12 protein-coding genes are annotated in these 17,446 nt (G+C 32.9%); 2 read left to right on the top strand and 10 right to left on the bottom strand.

The window, feature by feature from the left end; all coding sequences use genetic code 11:
• The first annotated feature begins 78 nt into the window (after positions 1 to 78).
• Both bioA and CCORG_RS02615 read left to right on the top strand, forming a co-directional pair.
• Entirely contained in the window at positions 79 to 2,007 is a 1,929-nt protein-coding gene (gene bioA, locus CCORG_RS02620) for an adenosylmethionine--8-amino-7-oxononanoate transaminase (protein ID WP_025802984.1), read from the top strand.
• Positions 2,004 to 3,299 carry a sodium:solute symporter family protein gene (locus CCORG_RS02615; protein WP_034971449.1) on the top strand — a complete coding sequence of 432 codons (1,296 nt, stop codon included), beginning with the start codon at positions 2,004 to 2,006 and terminating at the stop codon, positions 3,297 to 3,299. Before bioA ends, CCORG_RS02615 begins: the two co-directional genes overlap by 4 nt.
• A gap of 54 nt (positions 3,300 to 3,353) precedes the next feature.
• On the opposite strand, the gene yedE is transcribed toward CCORG_RS02615, so the two are convergent.
• The 10 genes from yedE to pheS all read right to left on the bottom strand — a co-directional run bounded on the left by yedE (position 3,354) and on the right by pheS (position 17,390).
• On the bottom strand, positions 3,354 to 4,421 hold the full coding sequence (gene yedE, locus CCORG_RS02610; protein WP_025802985.1) for a YedE family putative selenium transporter: 1,068 nt from the start codon (positions 4,419 to 4,421) through the stop codon (positions 3,354 to 3,356).
• Positions 4,422 to 4,501: 80 nt separating this feature from the next.
• Positions 4,502 to 7,249, bottom strand: coding sequence for a M16 family metallopeptidase (locus tag CCORG_RS02605; protein WP_025802986.1), 2,748 nt, complete (start codon positions 7,247 to 7,249; stop codon positions 4,502 to 4,504).
• An 8-nt stretch (positions 7,250 to 7,257) separates the two neighbouring features.
• A complete protein-coding gene (locus CCORG_RS02600) occupies positions 7,258 to 7,698 on the bottom strand; it encodes a GatB/YqeY domain-containing protein (RefSeq protein WP_025802987.1) in 441 nt (146 codons plus the stop codon).
• Positions 7,685 to 8,581 (bottom strand): Ppx/GppA phosphatase family protein, encoded by an 897-nt coding sequence (locus CCORG_RS02595; RefSeq protein WP_034971451.1) that lies wholly within the window; start codon positions 8,579 to 8,581, stop codon positions 7,685 to 7,687. The genes CCORG_RS02600 and CCORG_RS02595 overlap by 14 nt, the downstream gene beginning before the upstream one ends.
• On the bottom strand, positions 8,568 to 10,145 hold the full coding sequence (gene serA / locus CCORG_RS02590) for a phosphoglycerate dehydrogenase (RefSeq protein ID WP_025802989.1): 1,578 nt from the start codon (positions 10,143 to 10,145) through the stop codon (positions 8,568 to 8,570). Before serA ends, CCORG_RS02595 begins: the two co-directional genes overlap by 14 nt.
• Before the next feature lie 45 nt (positions 10,146 to 10,190).
• Positions 10,191 to 11,873 carry a 30S ribosomal protein S1 gene (locus tag CCORG_RS02585; protein WP_025802990.1) on the bottom strand — a complete coding sequence of 561 codons (1,683 nt, stop codon included), beginning with the start codon at positions 11,871 to 11,873 and terminating at the stop codon, positions 10,191 to 10,193.
• Positions 11,874 to 11,979: 106 nt separating this feature from the next.
• Positions 11,980 to 12,816, bottom strand: coding sequence for a 4-hydroxy-3-methylbut-2-enyl diphosphate reductase (locus tag CCORG_RS02580; RefSeq protein WP_025802991.1), 837 nt, complete (start codon positions 12,814 to 12,816; stop codon positions 11,980 to 11,982).
• Positions 12,806 to 14,083 carry a 3-phosphoshikimate 1-carboxyvinyltransferase gene (gene aroA, locus CCORG_RS02575; protein ID WP_025802992.1) on the bottom strand — a complete coding sequence of 426 codons (1,278 nt, stop codon included), beginning with the start codon at positions 14,081 to 14,083 and terminating at the stop codon, positions 12,806 to 12,808. Before aroA ends, CCORG_RS02580 begins: the two co-directional genes overlap by 11 nt.
• The gene (gene pheT, locus CCORG_RS02570; RefSeq protein WP_025802993.1) at positions 14,080 to 16,401 is read right to left on the bottom strand and encodes a phenylalanine--tRNA ligase subunit beta; all 2,322 of its coding nucleotides are present in this window, start codon (positions 16,399 to 16,401) and stop codon (positions 14,080 to 14,082) included. The genes aroA and pheT overlap by 4 nt, the downstream gene beginning before the upstream one ends.
• Complete coding sequence (gene pheS, locus CCORG_RS02565) at positions 16,398 to 17,390, bottom strand: phenylalanine--tRNA ligase subunit alpha (RefSeq protein WP_025802994.1); 993 nt, start codon at positions 17,388 to 17,390, stop codon at positions 16,398 to 16,400. Before pheS ends, pheT begins: the two co-directional genes overlap by 4 nt.
• Positions 17,391 to 17,446 lie beyond the last annotated feature (56 nt).

Raw genomic sequence — 17,446 nt, 5'->3', positions numbered from 1 at the left:
ATTAGAGCTTATGAGCAAATCTACCATATGATATACTAAAATTTCAAAATAAAATTACAATCATTAGGAGCATTTAAAATGAGTTTATTTATAACCGGAACCGATACTGATGTTGGTAAAACATTTATAACAGCTTCACTTTTAAAAGCTTATCTTGACTTAGGTAAAGATGCTGTAGCAATAAAGCCTGTCCAAAGCGGATGCGAAAATAGCGATGCTTTAGATACCAAAGTCTATAAAAGCGTAAATCCTAACAACAATTTTTCTCCACTTTACGCTCTAAATTTAGCCACTTCCCCGCACCTTGCAGCAAAAGCTGATGGAGTAGAAATAGAGTTAGAAAAGTGCGTTAACTACTGCAATGAATTTTTGAGTAATCACAAAGAAGTTTTAGTTGAAGGAGCGGGTGGGCTTTTTGTTCCGTTAAATGATAATCAAACCATGATTGATCTTATCAAAAGGCTAGATTTACCAACTGTTTTAGTAGCTTCAAACAAGCTTGGTGCCATCAATCACACAATTTTATCACTCAAAACTTTAAAAAATTATGGTATTAAAACCCCGCTTCTAGTTTTAAATCTTAGCGATGAAAAAAGTGAAATTTCTAGATCAAACATAGAGTATTTGCGTCTAAATTTTAAAGGTGAAATAGTTGTTATAAATAGCGGCGAAAGTATTGATAGTGCTTCTAAAAAACTTCTAAATTTTGTTAAAAATTTTAAGCCTAATACGCAAAAAATAGACCTTGAATTTGATAAAAACCACCTTTTTCACCCCTACACTTCTAGCATATCGCCCCTTAAAAGTTACGGCGTAAAAAGTGCAAATGGTAGCTACATAGAAGTTGAAGGTAAAACTTTGCTTGATGGAATGTGTTCTTGGTGGTGTGCGTATGGTGGATACAATATTCCTAGCATAAATAGTTCTATCATAAAGCAAATCAACTCGCTTTCTCACATAATGTTTGGCGGTTTTACTCACGCTCCAGCTATAAATTTAGGCAAAAAACTGCTTGAAATTTTACCAAAAGGAATGGATAAAATTTTCTACTGTGATAGTGGTTCAGTTAGTGTTGAAGTGGCTCTTAAAATGGCGATTCAGTATCAGCAAAACAAAGATCCTAATAAAAACAAAATTCTAACTATCCTTGGTGGATATCATGGCGATACTTTTGGTGCTATGGGCGTGTGCGATCCTACCACTGGCATGCACTCTATGTTTGGTGGAATTTTATCTAAACAGATATTTGCTCCAAAACCAAAGTGTAAATTTGGTGAAATTTTTGATGAAAAAACATTAAAACCTTACGAAGAGATAATTTCTAAAAACTCTGATAAAATAGCTGCCATCATCGTTGAACCACTCGTTCAAGGTGCTGGTGGAATGTGGTTTTACCATGAAAATTATCTTAAATTTCTTCGTAAAAAGTGCGATGAGATAGGTGCGCTTTTAATTTTTGATGAAGTTGCAACTGGATTTGGCAGACTTGGTGAGTATTTTGCTAGTAGTGTAGCAGGCGTAACTCCAGATATTATGTGCATTGGAAAAGCCTTAACCGCAGGATATATGAGCTTTGCAGCAACTATTTGCACCAAAGATGTAGCAGATACGATCTGTCAAAACAAAAGAGTTTTTATGCACGGACCAACATTTATGGCAAACCCTTTAGCTTGTAGTGTAGCACTTGCAAGTATAGAGTATTTGCAAAGTATAAATTTTAAAAATAGAGTTAAGGATATTGAAAAAGAGCTTAAATTTGAGCTAGAAAAGTGCAAAAAACTTCCTGAAGTAGTAGATGTTAGGGTATTTGGCGCAATAGGTGTTGTTGAGATAGATAGCGAAGTAAATGTAGAAAAAATTCAAGAATTTTTTGTAGAAAATGGAGTATGGATAAGGCCTTTTGGTAAAAATATCTACACCATGCCACAATTTAATGTAACAAAAGATGAATTAAAAAAGCTATGTGATGCCATATATGAGTCTATAAAAACTAGGTCTTACAAATGATAGTTTTATTAATTTACACAGCGTTTTTATTTGGGATTGGAATTTGGCAGTTTAAAAAAAGCTCTTTAAACTCATATGTCATCTCAAATAAAAATGCTAGCTATCTTTTAGTAGGTGGCTCAATAATAGCATCTTGTGTGGGCGGAAGTGCAACTATTGGAATGGTTGGCTTATCACTTGAAGTTGGATTTCCTGCTGTTTGGTGGCTGCTAAGTGGCGCAAGCGGGCTTATTATCCTAACTATCTTTTTAGCTAAAAAAGTCTCACAAAGCGGTGCTTTAACCATGCCACAAATGCTTGAGTATTATATCGGCAAAAAAGCTAGAGTCTTATCAGCTATAATCATTACCATAGCTTGGGCTTCTATATTAGCAGCTCAAATTTCAGCAGGTGGACGGATAATTAGCACTATGGCTGGAGTTAGCTTTGAAATTTCTATTTTTATATCAGCTTTTATGATAGTAGGATATACGGTTTTAGGTGGTCAAGCTAGTGTTTTAAGAAGTGATTTAATTCAAACTTTTGTTATTTATAGTGCTTTTATTTTGGTATTTTTATGGCTTATTTTTAGTAAAGGCGCTAGTTTTGAAGGGATTAAATTTGAACTTATAAATGAAAGCTTTAACCTTGATAGACTTAGTTATTTTATGATAATCCTAGGTGGTAGCTATGTAGTTTGCCCTATGCTTTTTGGTAGAATTTTAAGCGCCAAAGATGAGAGTCACGCTAAAGCTGGAGCTATTTTTGGGGTGGCTGGGATAGTTATTGGTGCAGTTTTAATAGTAATAATAGCTTTGATTTCTAAGCCATTTTTAAATAGTGAAATTTTACCTGATACTGCTCTTACAACTGGAATTTACTCAATCCTTCCACCATTTTTAGGACTGTTTCTTTTAGTTGCACTTCTATCAGCTATCATCTCTTCAGCCGATTCATGTCTTATTACAGCAAGCAGTGTTTTTTGTAATGATATATTAAAAAGTAGCTCACTTAAAACTTTTAGAATTTTTACACTTATCTTTGGATTTATTGGAGTTGTGCTAACATTTTGGGGCAAAAGTATACTTGGATTTTTGCTTATGGCAAATGATATATATGTAAGTGGAGTTGTAGCTCCAGTTTTTGTAGCGATGATTTTAAATGGTAAAGTCATAGAGAAATTTGGCATTACAGCCATGATAGTTGGTGGAATTTTTGGTGTAATTGGTGCTTTAAGTGGAGTTAAAATCTTTAGTATATCTGGAGTTTTTATAGGAGCAGCTATAACGCTATTTGGGGCTTATAAAAGATAGTATTTAAAACTCATGCTTTATTAAATTTAAAGCGTGAGTTTTATATAAGTTTATTTAAAAGTTAGACTTTTTAATATTTGAAAATCCAATATAGCTAACTACGATAAAGCCAAAAATCACAGCATACGGTGCAAAATTTGTAATGCCTGCTCCAGAACTAGCTAAAGTAAAGTTGTGAGAAATTCCAGCTCCAGCCATCATTCCAAAGATAAAGATAACTGAGTTTAAATTTCCACCACCACTTAGTGCTAAGTGCTTACCAGGACAACCTTCACTCAAAGAAAAGCAAAGCCCAGCCAAAGTCATGCCTAAAAAATTCCAAATAACATTATTATGCGCTATTGGTTGATTTTCAAAACCAAATTTATAGTTTCCAAAAGCTAAATTTAAAATGGTTGCTGCTAGAATTATCGCAATAACGCCCCATATCATATCAAATTTCTTATCAAACACTCTAGATATAGCACCGACAGAGCAAAATCCAGATTTTTTAACAAAAAAGCCAACACAAATCGCTAGAATTAAAGAGGCTAAAACGCTTGCATGTTGAGCTGCTACACCCTTTACAGACTTAAATATCGCACCATTTTCGCCAAATTTAAGCCCTACAACAGCTGCTATTAAAAGTAAAACACTTAAGATTATCGGAAGGGCTGCAAGGGTTGCTGAAGTGCTATTTGTCTCATTTAACTTATAGCCATTTTTCTTAAAAGTTCTGCCTATAAAAACTCCAGCTACAAGACCTAAAACTCCAAAAATAGCCGTCATATCGCCACCACCAAGTCTTAAAAACGCTCTCCAAGGACAACCTAAAAACACAAGGCAGCCAATCATAGCAAAAACACCAAGTGTAAATCTTGAAAATGGTGATGAACCGCTTACGCCTTTAAAATCCTTAGAAACTATAGAAGCTAAAAGTCCACCAAGAATAATACCTATGATTTCTGGGCGAACATATTGAAGAGCTTGATTATTGTGAAAACCAAGTGCTCCAGTTGTATCACGCAAAAAGCAAGCTGCACAAATTCCCATATTGCCAGGATTTCCTAGCTTAACTAAAAGTGCTGCAAAAGCCCCTAAAACTGCACCTGTAATGATAAAAAGAGTTAGATTTTTACTCATAAAAAGCCTTTAAATTTTATAAACCAAACTGGTTTCTTAAAGGCTGATTATATCCAAACTTAGCCTAAATTTAGATAAATTTAGTTAGTCAAATTTGAGTCTTTATATATATTTGAACTAATGACTACATTTTCAAAATCAAAAGCTTTATTTGAAATCTCTTTAATATCATCAAGAGTTATGCTATCTACAAGCTTTATACTTTCGTCAAAATTTAAAAACTCTATGCCAAAAAGCTTCGAATTTACCATTTTCATAAGCCAAAAACCTGGTTGTTGAAAATTCTTTTCAAGTTCTACTTTTTTAACTGTTTTGGCACTATTTAGCTCTTTTTCATCTTTATATCCAGCTTTTAAATTCTCCATTATAGCTTTTACATCACTATAAATTTCATCTTTTTGATTTACTTCGCTTGTAAAATAAACTGAAGTTATCGCTCTTTGATAAGGCAAAACACTTAGACTTGGATAAGCACTTATGCCATAAACTTTTCCATCATCTTCGCGAATCTTCTCTCTCATAAGAGTGTTTAAAACTGCTGTGGTAAGCTCAAGTGCAATATCATTTTTAGCTGTATAGTTTAGATCATAGCTTTTTACTATGATTGTGTTTTTTGAAACATTTTCACTTAAGTAGTTACGCTCAAATTTATGAGTCCCATCAATCTCTCTTATACCATCATCTTTTATAGAAGTAGGTTTTTTATCACCGTTTAAATTTCCTATATATCTACTAGCCATATCTAGAAATTTATCTGCTTTTATATCACCAACAAAGATAAACTCATACTCACCAGCATTGCTAAAAAGCTCATTAAGCAAAATTTCAAGCCTGTTTTTATCGAGTGAGTTTATAAATTTCTCATCTGCGAATTTCATCTTTTCATTTCCAGCGTAATAAAAATCATTAAATTCTAAAGCAAATTTATAATCAGGCTGAAGTAGATTTCTCTTTAAAGTATCAAGGCTAAGTGTGATATAGTTTTTAAAGTAGTTATCATCTATCTTTGGAGCGTGAAAATCCACAAAAAATGCCTTAAAAAAGCTCTCCATATCCTTAGCCAAAAAGCTTCCACTATATCCACGGCTAACTCTATTTATAAATTTACTAAAATTAAATACCTCTCCAGCTGTTATTGTTCTAACTTCATAGTCGTTAAATTCGCCAATACCACTTCCATTTGAGATATTTACAGCAAAAATTGCCTCATTTATATTTGGAATATTTGTATAACCACCCTTTTTAAATGCGTTAAAATAAACGGTTTCTTTATCTGTATCCATCTCTTTAAAGTGTACTTTTGCACCGTTTTCAAACTCATAAGTGTGTATTAAATTCTTATCATCAAATTCAGTTTTTATAGGATCAACTTTGCTTAAATTTGCATCTAGTAAAGTTTTAGGTAGAACTTTTTCGCTAGTATTTAAAGGTTTTACATTTTTATAAATTTCTAAAATTTCATCTTTTGTGATATTTTGCTCATCTTTTGAGATGATACTAACTATAACTCCAGTGCTTTTAGTAATGTCTAAAAATTTCTCATTTATATCATCAAGCGTTAGCTCATTTAAGATTTTCTCATTTATCTCATAGCTATCTTTTGGAGATAAAAAAGTGGTGTTACTATCTATATAGTTTAAAATTTCATTTATATAGCTTTGGTTTTTTCTTGATGAACTTGTTTTAAAAGAGGTTAAATTTAGAGCTTTTAGGTCTGTTTTAGCATTTTCAAAAAGATTTTGGCTAAAACCATTTTCTCTAAGGCCTTTTAAAATAGTAGAAAACTCAGCAACCGAAGCTGTGAAATTTCCATCAACTACTGAAAGGCTAAATGTATTAAGAGATTTTTTATTATAAAGGTCCATTGGATAAAAGGCACTTTTTATTAGCGAATCGCCATTTGATTGACGCTTGTTACTAATAAGTGAAATAAGCGTACTAATATAATAAACCTTGGTCATCTCTTTAATATTTTCATATGAGTTTTCTGGTATGAAATTTCCTTCAAACATAAAGTTAACACTCTGATTTGTTATATCTTTATCAAAAGCGTTAAATACAACCATCTCATTAAAATACCCGATAGGCTTATCATCTTTCTTAACAGAAGTACCATTTATATCTCCAAAATTTACTTTTATGAAATCTGAAATTTGAGTTTTATTAAAATCACCAACCACTATCAAACTAGCATTATCTGGCTGATAATATCTCTCATAAAAACCACGCATAAGCTCTGAAGTAGCTGATCTTACGATATCCATATCGCCTATTGGCAGACGCTTTTCATAGATACTATCTTTATAATAGTAAGGTAAGCTTTGTTCAAAAACACGCTGCATTCCACTTTGGCGATTTTTATCTTCAGCTACTATAACACCCTTTTCAGCTTCTAAGTCCTTTGGTTCAAATTTAACCTTAAAACCTAAATTTGCTAGCACTTTTAAAGCGGTATTAAGGTTATCTCCTTCATTTTTAATATCAATCTTATAAATAGTCTTATCAAAGCCCGTCATAGCATTTAAATCTGGTCCAAATTTTACCCCAAGACTCTCAAGTGCTTTTATAAGTTCGTTTTTGCTAAAATCTTTTGTGCCATTAAATGCCATATGCTCCACAAAATGAGCAATACCTCTTTCGTTATCTTTTTCATCACTTGATCCAGCTTTAATATGAAGTATCAAACTTACGCTATCTTTTAATGCACTATTTTCATAAAGATAATATGTTAGTCCATTATCAAGTTTTTTAACGCTTAAATTTTCATCTAAATTAAGGCAAAAAAGTGGTGATAAACTAAGAAGTAAAAGTATTAAAATTCTCTTCATTTTTTCACCTAAGATAAAAGCTTTTTAGCCATTTGACTAATGCTTTTTCCATCGCTTTTTGCACCAATTTTCTCTCTTGAAACTTTAATCACTTCGCCTAAATCTTTTAAAGAATTTGCATTTAAACTTTTAATAACAGCTGAAATTTCAGCTTCTAATTCTGATTCATTTAACTGCTTTGGTAGATATGAACTTAGAATTTCTATCTCTTTTAGCTCTTTTTGTGCCAACTCATCTCTGTTTGCAGCTTTATACTGAGTGGCTGAGTCATTTCGTTTTTTAATCTCGCTTTGGATTATTTCGCATGCTATTTTATCATCTATCTCAACTCTTTTATCAACTTCAACTTGCTTAAAAGCTGAAGATAGCATCCTTAAAGTATCTCGCTTAAAAGTATCGCCTGACTTCATTGCTGATTTAATATCATCTTTTACGCTATTTGTTATCATTTAATCTCCTTAAAATTTCACTTATCATAATTCCTTCTCTTAGCCCATCATCAATCACAATAAACTTATCATTACCTTCTAATAAATTTTCAAGCAAAAATAGACCAGCAATTATAAGCTCTTGACGGTTTTTACCAACTTTTTTCTCAGCTTCTAAAGAGCTTAAATTTGTTAGAAAATCTCTAAATTTAGCAAATTCATCAAATTTTATAATTTTGCCATTAACCAAATTTGGATCATAGTTTTGATAATCTAAACCAAATTTCAAAGCAGCCAAAGTCGTTGGAACTCCAGAAGTCAAGATGATACCACCACTGCTTAAATGAGTAATAAATTCTTTTGCATATTTTGTTATAAACGCTGCATTTTTGCTTTGTAAATTTTGGGCATTAAATTCGTTAAAAAACCTTACAATACCAAATTTAAAGCTTTTGTAAATGCCATTAAAAGATATCTCTGTAGATGCTCCACCAAGGTCAATTATGAGTGGATTTTTGATATTTAGCTTTAAAATTTCAAGGCGTTTTTTAACTGCAATTTCTATAAATTTACTCTCATCTTCGCCGTTAATTATGCTAAATTTTATACCAAATCTAGATAAAATTTCACTAAAAAACTCAGCACTATCACTAGCTAAACGAAAAGCTTCCGTTGCAACTGCAACGCAAGGGTAGGATTTAAAATCAAATATAGTAGAAATTTCATCTAAAGCATTTAAAATTCGCTCCTTAGCAAAAGCATCTAACTTCCCGCCAGGACGCAAATTTCTAGCACTACCTACGATAAATTCTTTTGAGATTTCTGTTTTGAAATTTGAGTTCATTAAGGCAGCCCTTAGGGTATTAGACCCTAAGTCTATGCCTATAATTTTAAAGGGCTGCATACCTCGCCCAGATGCAAGCTTTAACGCGGTTAAGCCTATCTAGGATATCTTTGCTTATATGTTCATCTACAAGTACAACTGCTAAAGCCGTGCCATCATTTCCTCTACCAAGTCTAAAGTCAGCTATATTTATCTCTTCATCAGCTAAAATAGCACTAATATCACGGATAAATCCAGGAATATCGCGGTTTTTAAGTAGTATCATCTTGCCTTTTGGCTTAAAGTCAGTTTTAAAGCCGTTAATATTTACAACTCTACCTTCACTTTCACCATATACTACGCCACTAACACTTGATATATCATCATCAGTTATAACTTTTACTGTGAATAAATTTTTAAAATCACCAGGAACTATAACAGCTTCAGTTTTTATGCCTCTTTCTTCAGCTTTAAATTTAGCATTTACATAGTTTATGCTATCTCCAAGCTGTTCTTTTAAAGCCCCAACTAAAGCAAAAGTAAGAAGTGGTTCAAGATACTCTTCCATCTTAGAATCAACCTCTACTCTTATACCTTTTATGGCAGAGTTATTATTCATCTGAGTTGCAAGGTGAGCTAACTTTGAAGTCATCTCAAGATATGTTCTAACATTAGCTGGAATTTTATCAGTATTAATAGGTAAATTTAGTGCATTTGGATAGTAAATTCCCCTACATGCAGATATAGCTGCTTCTGCTGCTTGAACTGCGATGTTTCTTTGAGATTCATTTGTATTTGCTCCAAGGTGCGGTGTAGCACTTAAATTTGTAATATCAAGCAGTGGGTGGTCTGTAGCTGGTTCTTTTATAAAAACATCTATACTCGCATAGGCTACTTTTCCACTTTTTAAGCCATCTTCTAAGGCTTTTTCATCTATTAAACCACCTCTTGCACAGTTTACTAATCTAACACCATCTTTCATCTTAGCTATCTCATCAGCTCCAATCATACCTATGGTCTCTTTTGTCTTTGGAGTATGGATAGTTATAAAATCACATGCTAAGATATCATCTAAATTTTTAGTGTATTTTACACCACAATCAGTCGCTTTTGATGGCTCGATATATGGATCATAAGCTATAACGCTCATACCAAAAGCTTTTGCTCTAACTCCAACTCTTGAACCAATATTTCCAAAGCCAATTATTCCAAGTGTTTTTTCATAAAGTTCGCTTCCGTACCATTTTTCACGATTCCAAACTCTATTTTCTTTTAAGTCATTACAAGATAAGACAAATTTTCTAGCAGCATTTAAAAGATGACACATTGTAAGTTCAACTGCTGCTATAGTGTTAGCTGTTGGTACATTCATTGCTATTATTCCGCGTTTTGAACAAGCATCCATATCAACATTATCAACCCCAACACCAGCTCTAACTACTGCTTTTAATTTTTTTGCAGCATTTAAAAATTTCTCATCTACTGGAGTTGGACTTCTAGTAATAGCAACATCAGCATCACCCATTAAAGATAAAAGCTCACTTTTTGGAGTCTTAGATGCGTCTATTACCTCTATATCTTTTTCTAAATTTAAAATATCAAAACCTGCCTCATTGATTGCATCGCATACTATAATTTTACCCATAGTTAGTGTCCTTATTTTGTAGCTCCCCCAAAGTGGGGGATTAAATTAATTATCTGAAAGTTGTTCTTTTATGATATCGCCAAGAGTTAGTTTATCATCATTTTCACTATTTATCTCATTTAACACAGCTCTTTCCTTCTGTCTTGATAACCTGCGAATACTTAATCTGATGCGGTTTCTTCTATTGTCAATAAAATCAAGCGCTGCTTCTATCGTGTCACCAATTTTTAGATCTTCCATATTAGTATTTCCAAGATCTTCTTTCCTAATAAGAGCATCTACATTATCTTCAAGCTGAACAAATACACCAAAGTCTTTTATATCTCTAACCTTACCAGTTACAATATCACCAACTTTATGCTCTTTTGTATATTGACTTATTGGGCTATCTTCTAGCTCTTTTTTGCTTAGTGAAATTTTTTCCTCAGTTGGATCTATTCTAATTATCTTAACCTCAACCTTATCGCCTACTTTAAACATATCTTTACATCTTGAATTTCTATCCCAAGATGCATCTTCGTTATGAAGTAGACCTTCTACTGAGCCTATTTTAATAAATGCACCAAAATTTGTAAGTGTTGTGACTTCACCTTCGGCTACATCTCCAACTTTAAATTCTTTTTTAAACTCATCAAATGGCTTCTCTTTTAGATTTTTAAGACTTACTCTAAGGCGTCTTTCTTTAGTATCGATTTCAATAACTTCAACAGCTATCTGCTCACCTTCACTTATATAATCTTTTGGATTTTTAATATTTTTATCCCAAGAAATTTCACTTATATGTAAAAAGCCCTCTATATCATTTCCAAGATCAACAAACGCTCCATACGGCTCGATATTATTAATAGTAACCTCAATAACATCACCAACTTCTAAGCCATTTTCTGCTATCTCTTTCCATGGATCTGGCAGAGCTGCTTTTATAGATAAAGAAAGATGTCTTTTCTCATCATCGTAACTTATAACTTTTACAGGAACCTTATCGCCTTCTTTAAACATGGTACTTGGATTAACTGGTCCTTTGTAGCTTATCTCACTGTAGTGAACTAGTCCATCTACTCCACCAACATCTACAAACATACCATAAGTTGTAATTTTTTTAACAACACCTTCAATGATATCGCTACTTTGAGCTAGTTTAGAAACCAACTCTTTTTTTATCTTTCTTTCATCATCAAGAATTTTCTTTCTTGATATTAAAATAGAGTTATTCTCTTTGTCAATTTTAAAAATTTTAGCCTTATATGATCTTCCGATAATGTTATTTGAATCCCTCAAAGCACTCTGAGATCTTGGCATAAAATACTCTACACCATCTTCATCTACACAGATATATCCGCCTCTATTTTTAGATATTATCTTTACATTAACAGTTGTATCTGAGTTTTCATCGTAATTTTCTATAAATTCTAAAACTTTAATCTTTCTTTGAGCTTGTTTATATGAAAGAATGGGTTTTCCACCCCTGTTACCAGTTATAATAACCTCAATTGTATCGCCCTCTTTAACTGTAAGATTGCCGTCCTTATCGGTTACCTCGCTAGCTTGTAAAACGCCTTCGATTTTTCTATCAACATCGATAAAAACCTCATCGCCCTTGATGGCTACTACCACACCTGTTGTAGTAACATCGTCTTCTTTTGCTTTAAATGATTCCTCAAGCAGAGTCTCAAAATCTAAATCTTCAAACTCGCTTCCGTTTTGAACTTCAGTGTTCACCTCAGCCATTTGTGTCCTTTGTATAAAATAAAATTGTGGTACATTCTAACTAATTTTAGCTTTAAATTTGCTTTAAAAATATAAAAAATTAGCACTATTTGTTGGGGTTTGTAACTTAATCTTTAACTTCAAATTTCTCTATCTCATCTACAACATTTTGAATAATCCAATCAGGCGTACTTGCTCCAGCTGAGATTCCGCACAGTTTTTTCCCAACAAACCACTCTTTTTTCAGTTCAGTTTCATTTTCTACATGGTAACTATCAAAGCAGTACTGTTTGCATATCAAGTAAAGTTGCTTTGTGTTTGATGAATTTTTACCACCTATTATTATCATCACATCAGCTCTATTAGCAAGCTCTCTAGCTGCTTCTTGGTTTTCTAAAGTTGCATTACAAATTGTGTTAAAAACCCTAACTTCATTGCATCTTGACATAAGATAAGCCGCTATTTTTTGATAATCTTCGATTTTTTTAGTAGTTTGAGATATTAAAGCTACTTTTTTAGAAATTTTAACCCCTTTTAACTCATCGCTACTTAATACAACAAAAACAGCCCTTTTTGAATAACTCATCACGCCTTTTATCTCAGGGTGATTTTTATCTCCAAATATAACAATATCATACCCTTCAGAGCTCATTTTTTCAACTATGTTTTGAGGTTTTGTTACAAAAGGACAAGTGGCATCAATTATCTTTTTTCCACTATCCTGTAAGCTCTTAAGATCATTTTTAGTAATGCCGTGAGTTCGTATGATAATATTATTTTCATCTTTTAACTCACTCATAGTAGTTAAAGTTTTAACATTAAAGTTATCTTTTAAGCGACTTATCTCATCAGCATTATGGATAAGCTCACCATATGTTGCGCTATCACTGCTTCCTTCAGCTATTTTAATGGCTCTTTTTACTCCAAAACAAAACCCATAGCTACTAGCTAGTTCAATCTTCAACACTCACCCCTAAGCGTTTTAAAACATTAGCAAAATTTGGAAAAGAGACATTTATACACTCACTTCCTTCTATAATCATCCCGCACTTTAATCCCAAAATAGCAAAACTCATAGCAATTCTATGATCTCCATGAGAATCTATTATGGCTGGATTAAGAGTATTTCCACCAACTATTTCAAAGCCATCATCAAGCTCTTTAGCATTAACTCCACAAGCTTTTAAAGCCTCAACAGTTACTGATATTCTATCACACTCTTTTACTCTTAGTTCAGAAGCGTTTCTTATAACACTTTTACCTTCTGCTACGCTAAAAGCTACTGCTAAAGCTGGGGCTTCATCTATTAGCCATGATATGTTTTGAGTAACTTCTACGCCTTTTAACTTTGAGTACTCAACTACGATATCGCCAATATCTTCATACTTAGAATCTTTTTTGATAAATTCTATCTTTGCACCCATTTTGGCTAAAACATTATAAGCCTCAACTCTTGTTTTGTTAATCAGCATATCTTTTAAAACTATCTTTGATCCAGGTATAAGCATAGCCCCAACAGCGAAGAAAAAGCCAGAACTTGGATCATTTGGCACATAAATTTCTAATGGCTCAAGTGGTTTTTTTAAAGCAGATACAACCAAATTTAGACCATCATTTGAAATTTCAGCTCCCATTCCTTTTAAAATTCTCTCACTATGATCTCGGCTTAACTCAGGCTCACTGTACTTACACCCTTTTGAGTTAAGAGCGGCTAAGATAAGAGCTGTTTTTACCTGAGCAGATGCGATTTTACTTTCATACTCAAAATAATCTAAATTCCCACCTCTTATAGAAAGTGGGGCTTTATCACCACCTGCTCTGCCATCTATCTTAGCCCCTATACTTCTTAGTGGCTCACAAACTCTTTTCATTGGTCGTTCATTTAGATATTTATCACCACTTAAAACAAAAAAGCCATCTTTACTAGAAAGTAGCCCTGTAAATATTCTCATTGTTGTTCCAGAATTTCCACAATCTAAAACTCTATTTGGTTCGTTAAATTTAGTAGGTGGAACTATAGAAATTTCATCTTTATTTTGCTCTACTTTTGCTCCAAGAGTTTTTAAAATCTCTAAAGTTGAAAGCGTATCATCAGCTAAAAGATAGTTTTTTATATGTGATGGCTTATCGCTAAGCAGTGAAAATATCGCACTTCTATGAGATACTGATTTATCAGGGGCTATATCTGAAATTTCAGATTTTAGTGGCTGTGTATGAAGGTAGACTTTCATCTTATACCAATACCTAGCTTATCATTTAAAACCTTTAGAATTTCATCCATGGCAGGTGAAATTTCACTCTCTTCTAGGGTTTTTTCATCACTTTGAAATGTAAAATTTATAGTTATGCTGTTGTTATCACCTAGCTTTTCATCGGTATAGATATCAACTACATTAAATTTCTTTAAATTTTCTATATTTACACTTTCAAGTACGCTTTTTATAGTAGCATATCTCATATCTTTTGGTGCGATAATGCTTAAATCCCTACTTACGCTTGGAAATTTAGAAAAGGCTTTTGCGACTATATGTTTTGGTTTTAACTCATCAAATTTAATCTCACAAATATAAGTTTTTGGAAGATCAAGCAAATTTTCAAGCTCTAAATTAACTCTTCCAATATAACCTATAACCTTACCATCCACGATAACATTAGCTTGTTCAAATTCGCTTAAATACGGTATAAATTTAGCTGGAATCTCACACTTAAATGCTCCAATCGCATCCTTAATCATCGTAGCAAATTTAATAAAATCAATCTCTTTTGGCTTAGCTGAGTTTAAAATACTTGCCTCAGCAACCAAACCACTTGCTAAAAATGCCAAATTTTCACTTTCATTTGCGTTCTCATCAAAAACTTTGCCAATTTCAAAAAGCTTTATGCTTTTTTTAGAATTTTTATAGTTTCTAGCGGCTGATTTTAAAAGGTGATTTATAAGAGTTGGTCTAAAAGTGTCAAGTTCACTTGTGATAGGGTTTACTATTTTTACACTACACTCTTTAAATCCTAAATTTTTAAGTTCAGATGAGCTATCAAAAACATAGTGTATACACTCAAAAAATTCAGCTCCCACAGCTCTAAATTTAAGATCTCTTTTATGTATAAAATTTTTATAGCTCTCATTTAGGCGGTTTTTTTCACTGAAATTTAGAGGTTTTGATGGAATATTATCTATTCCTATCATTCTAACAATCTCTTCAGCTATATCGGAGCAATTTTCAATGTCATGCCTAAAAGCTGGCACTTTTGTGTTTATGAGATCTTGTTCTATGCCAACTTCAAAGCCTAGTTTTTTAAGTATTTTAACAACTTCGTTTCTATCTATTTTTCTACCAACAATAGCATTTATTTGATCAATACCAAAGCTAACCGTCTTTGGATCTTTTCGCGGGCTAACTTGCTGTGAACCGCTATACGGGCTAAGTCCATCAATACCTGAAATAATGTTGAAAAAATAGTTCTGACCAAGCTCTAAATTTGGCTCGCTACCACGACTTGAACGGTAAACATGTTCGCCAACTTTTAGCTCTTTATTATCATTCATTGCTACTGATATAGTTTTAGGATCTGTATAGCTTGCTTCTATTATCATAGTTTTTGAATCATCATCAACTCTTGCATAATCACTTTGCAAAATTCCAGCCATAGATAAGAAATTTTCACCATCAAAAACAGATGAGTTACCATACTCATCATCTTTTATACTTAAAGTTATCCTATCACCGTTAAGTTTGTTAGCATCATATGCTCTTAAAAGAACGCCTGTTGCGTAAGTTGCGTAAGCTAAAAGAGTATCAAGATCATTTTTTTGCATTATACCAGCATATCCAACTCTGATTTTTGTTGAAAGCTTTAAATTTGGCTTTTGTTTTATAGAAAATGCCCTAAACTGAAAAAAGCTTTTTGTATTTTCACTTGAGTGTATGCTAAGAAGTCTGCCAATACCTAAAAGTGCATCGCCTTCGCTGTAACTAATGCTTCTAAGATGAAGGTCTAAAGCAGCACTTAAATCCCTAGCAACACCATAAATACTTAAGCAATCACCCCTATTTGGTGTAAGTTCTATCTCTATAATATCATCGCTGAAAAACTCATATTCACTAAGTTCTTTACCTAAAACTGATTTGCCAATACTATCATCAAGAACCATAATTCCATCATTTATCTTAGGAAGTCCTAGTTCTACTGATGAGCATATCATTCCGTTACTTTCAACACCTCTAAGCTTTGCCTTTTTTATCTTGAGTCCGCCAGGAAGTTCAGCACCGATTAACGCAACAGCTACAAACTGTCCTGTTTGAACATTTTTTGCACCACAAACAATTTGTAAAACCTCACTTCCAACATCAACTTCACAAACGCTAAGTTTTTCAGCATTTTCATGTTTTTTCTTACTCTTAACATATCCAACTACAACCTTACTAGGAATTTTAACTTCTGTAAGACTATCAACTTCAAGGCCGATGGAATTTAATGTGTTTACGATTTTTTGACTACTGATTTCACTTATATCTATCCACTCTTCTAGCCATTTTCTAGTAATTATCATCTAAACTGCTCCAACACTCTTAAATCTCCTTCAAACATAGACCTTAAATCAGGCACCCCATGAAGTAGCATCGCAAAACGCTCAACTCCTAACCCAAAAGCATATCCACTTACATCTTTATAGCCAACAAATTTAAATACATTTGGATCTACAACTCCACTTCCTAAAACCTCCAACCAGCCAGTTTGAGAACACACTCTACAGCCTTTGCCACCGCAAAACACGCAACTTATATCAACTTCTGTTGATGGTTCAGTAAAAGGAAAGAAGCTTGGGCGAAATCTAACCTTAACATCGCCAAACATATACTTTAAAAAATCCTCTAAAATATACTTTAAATTTGCAAAACTTACTTTGTTTCCTTCTTCAACCACAAGACCTTCGACTTGGTGAAACATAGGCGTATGAGTTAGATCAAAATCCCTTCTAAAAACAGCTCCTGGTGCAATCATTCTAATAGGTGGTTTAGAATTTTCCATTGTGCGAATTTGAACTGGACTTGTATGGGTTCTTAAAAGTCTAGCATCATCTGTGTAAAATGTATCTTGCATATCTCTTGCTGGATGGTATTTTGGTAAATTTAGTGCTTCAAAGTTGTGAAAGTCATCTTCTATTAAAGGTCCATTTTCAATGCTAAAATTTTGAGATAAAAAGTACTCAATAATTTTATTCATCGTTATAGTTATTGGGTGAAGTGCTCCAACACTGCCACTTTCATCAAACATAGTAACATCAATAGCTTCAGCTCTCATACGCTCTTTAAGTTCTAGAATTTCAAGCTCTGTTTTTTTAAGCTCTAAAGCCTTTGAGATCTCATCTCTTTTGGAATTTAAAGATGCTGCAAACTCTTTTTTCTCATCACCACTAAGATTTTTTAGTTTAGAAAATTCTTGCGTAATTGTGCCATTTTTACCAAGTAAGCTCACTCTTACTTTATCAAGCTCGTTAAGCGTTTTTGCCGAGCTTATACTCTTTAATATTTCATTCACTTAAATCCTTTGAAAATTAATCTTGATATTTTAATCAATTTTTGTTAAAACAAGAT

Source organism: Campylobacter corcagiensis (assembly GCF_013201645.1).
Taxonomy (GTDB): domain Bacteria; phylum Campylobacterota; class Campylobacteria; order Campylobacterales; family Campylobacteraceae; genus Campylobacter_B; species Campylobacter_B corcagiensis.
This window is presented reverse-complemented; position numbering and strand designations above follow the sequence as displayed.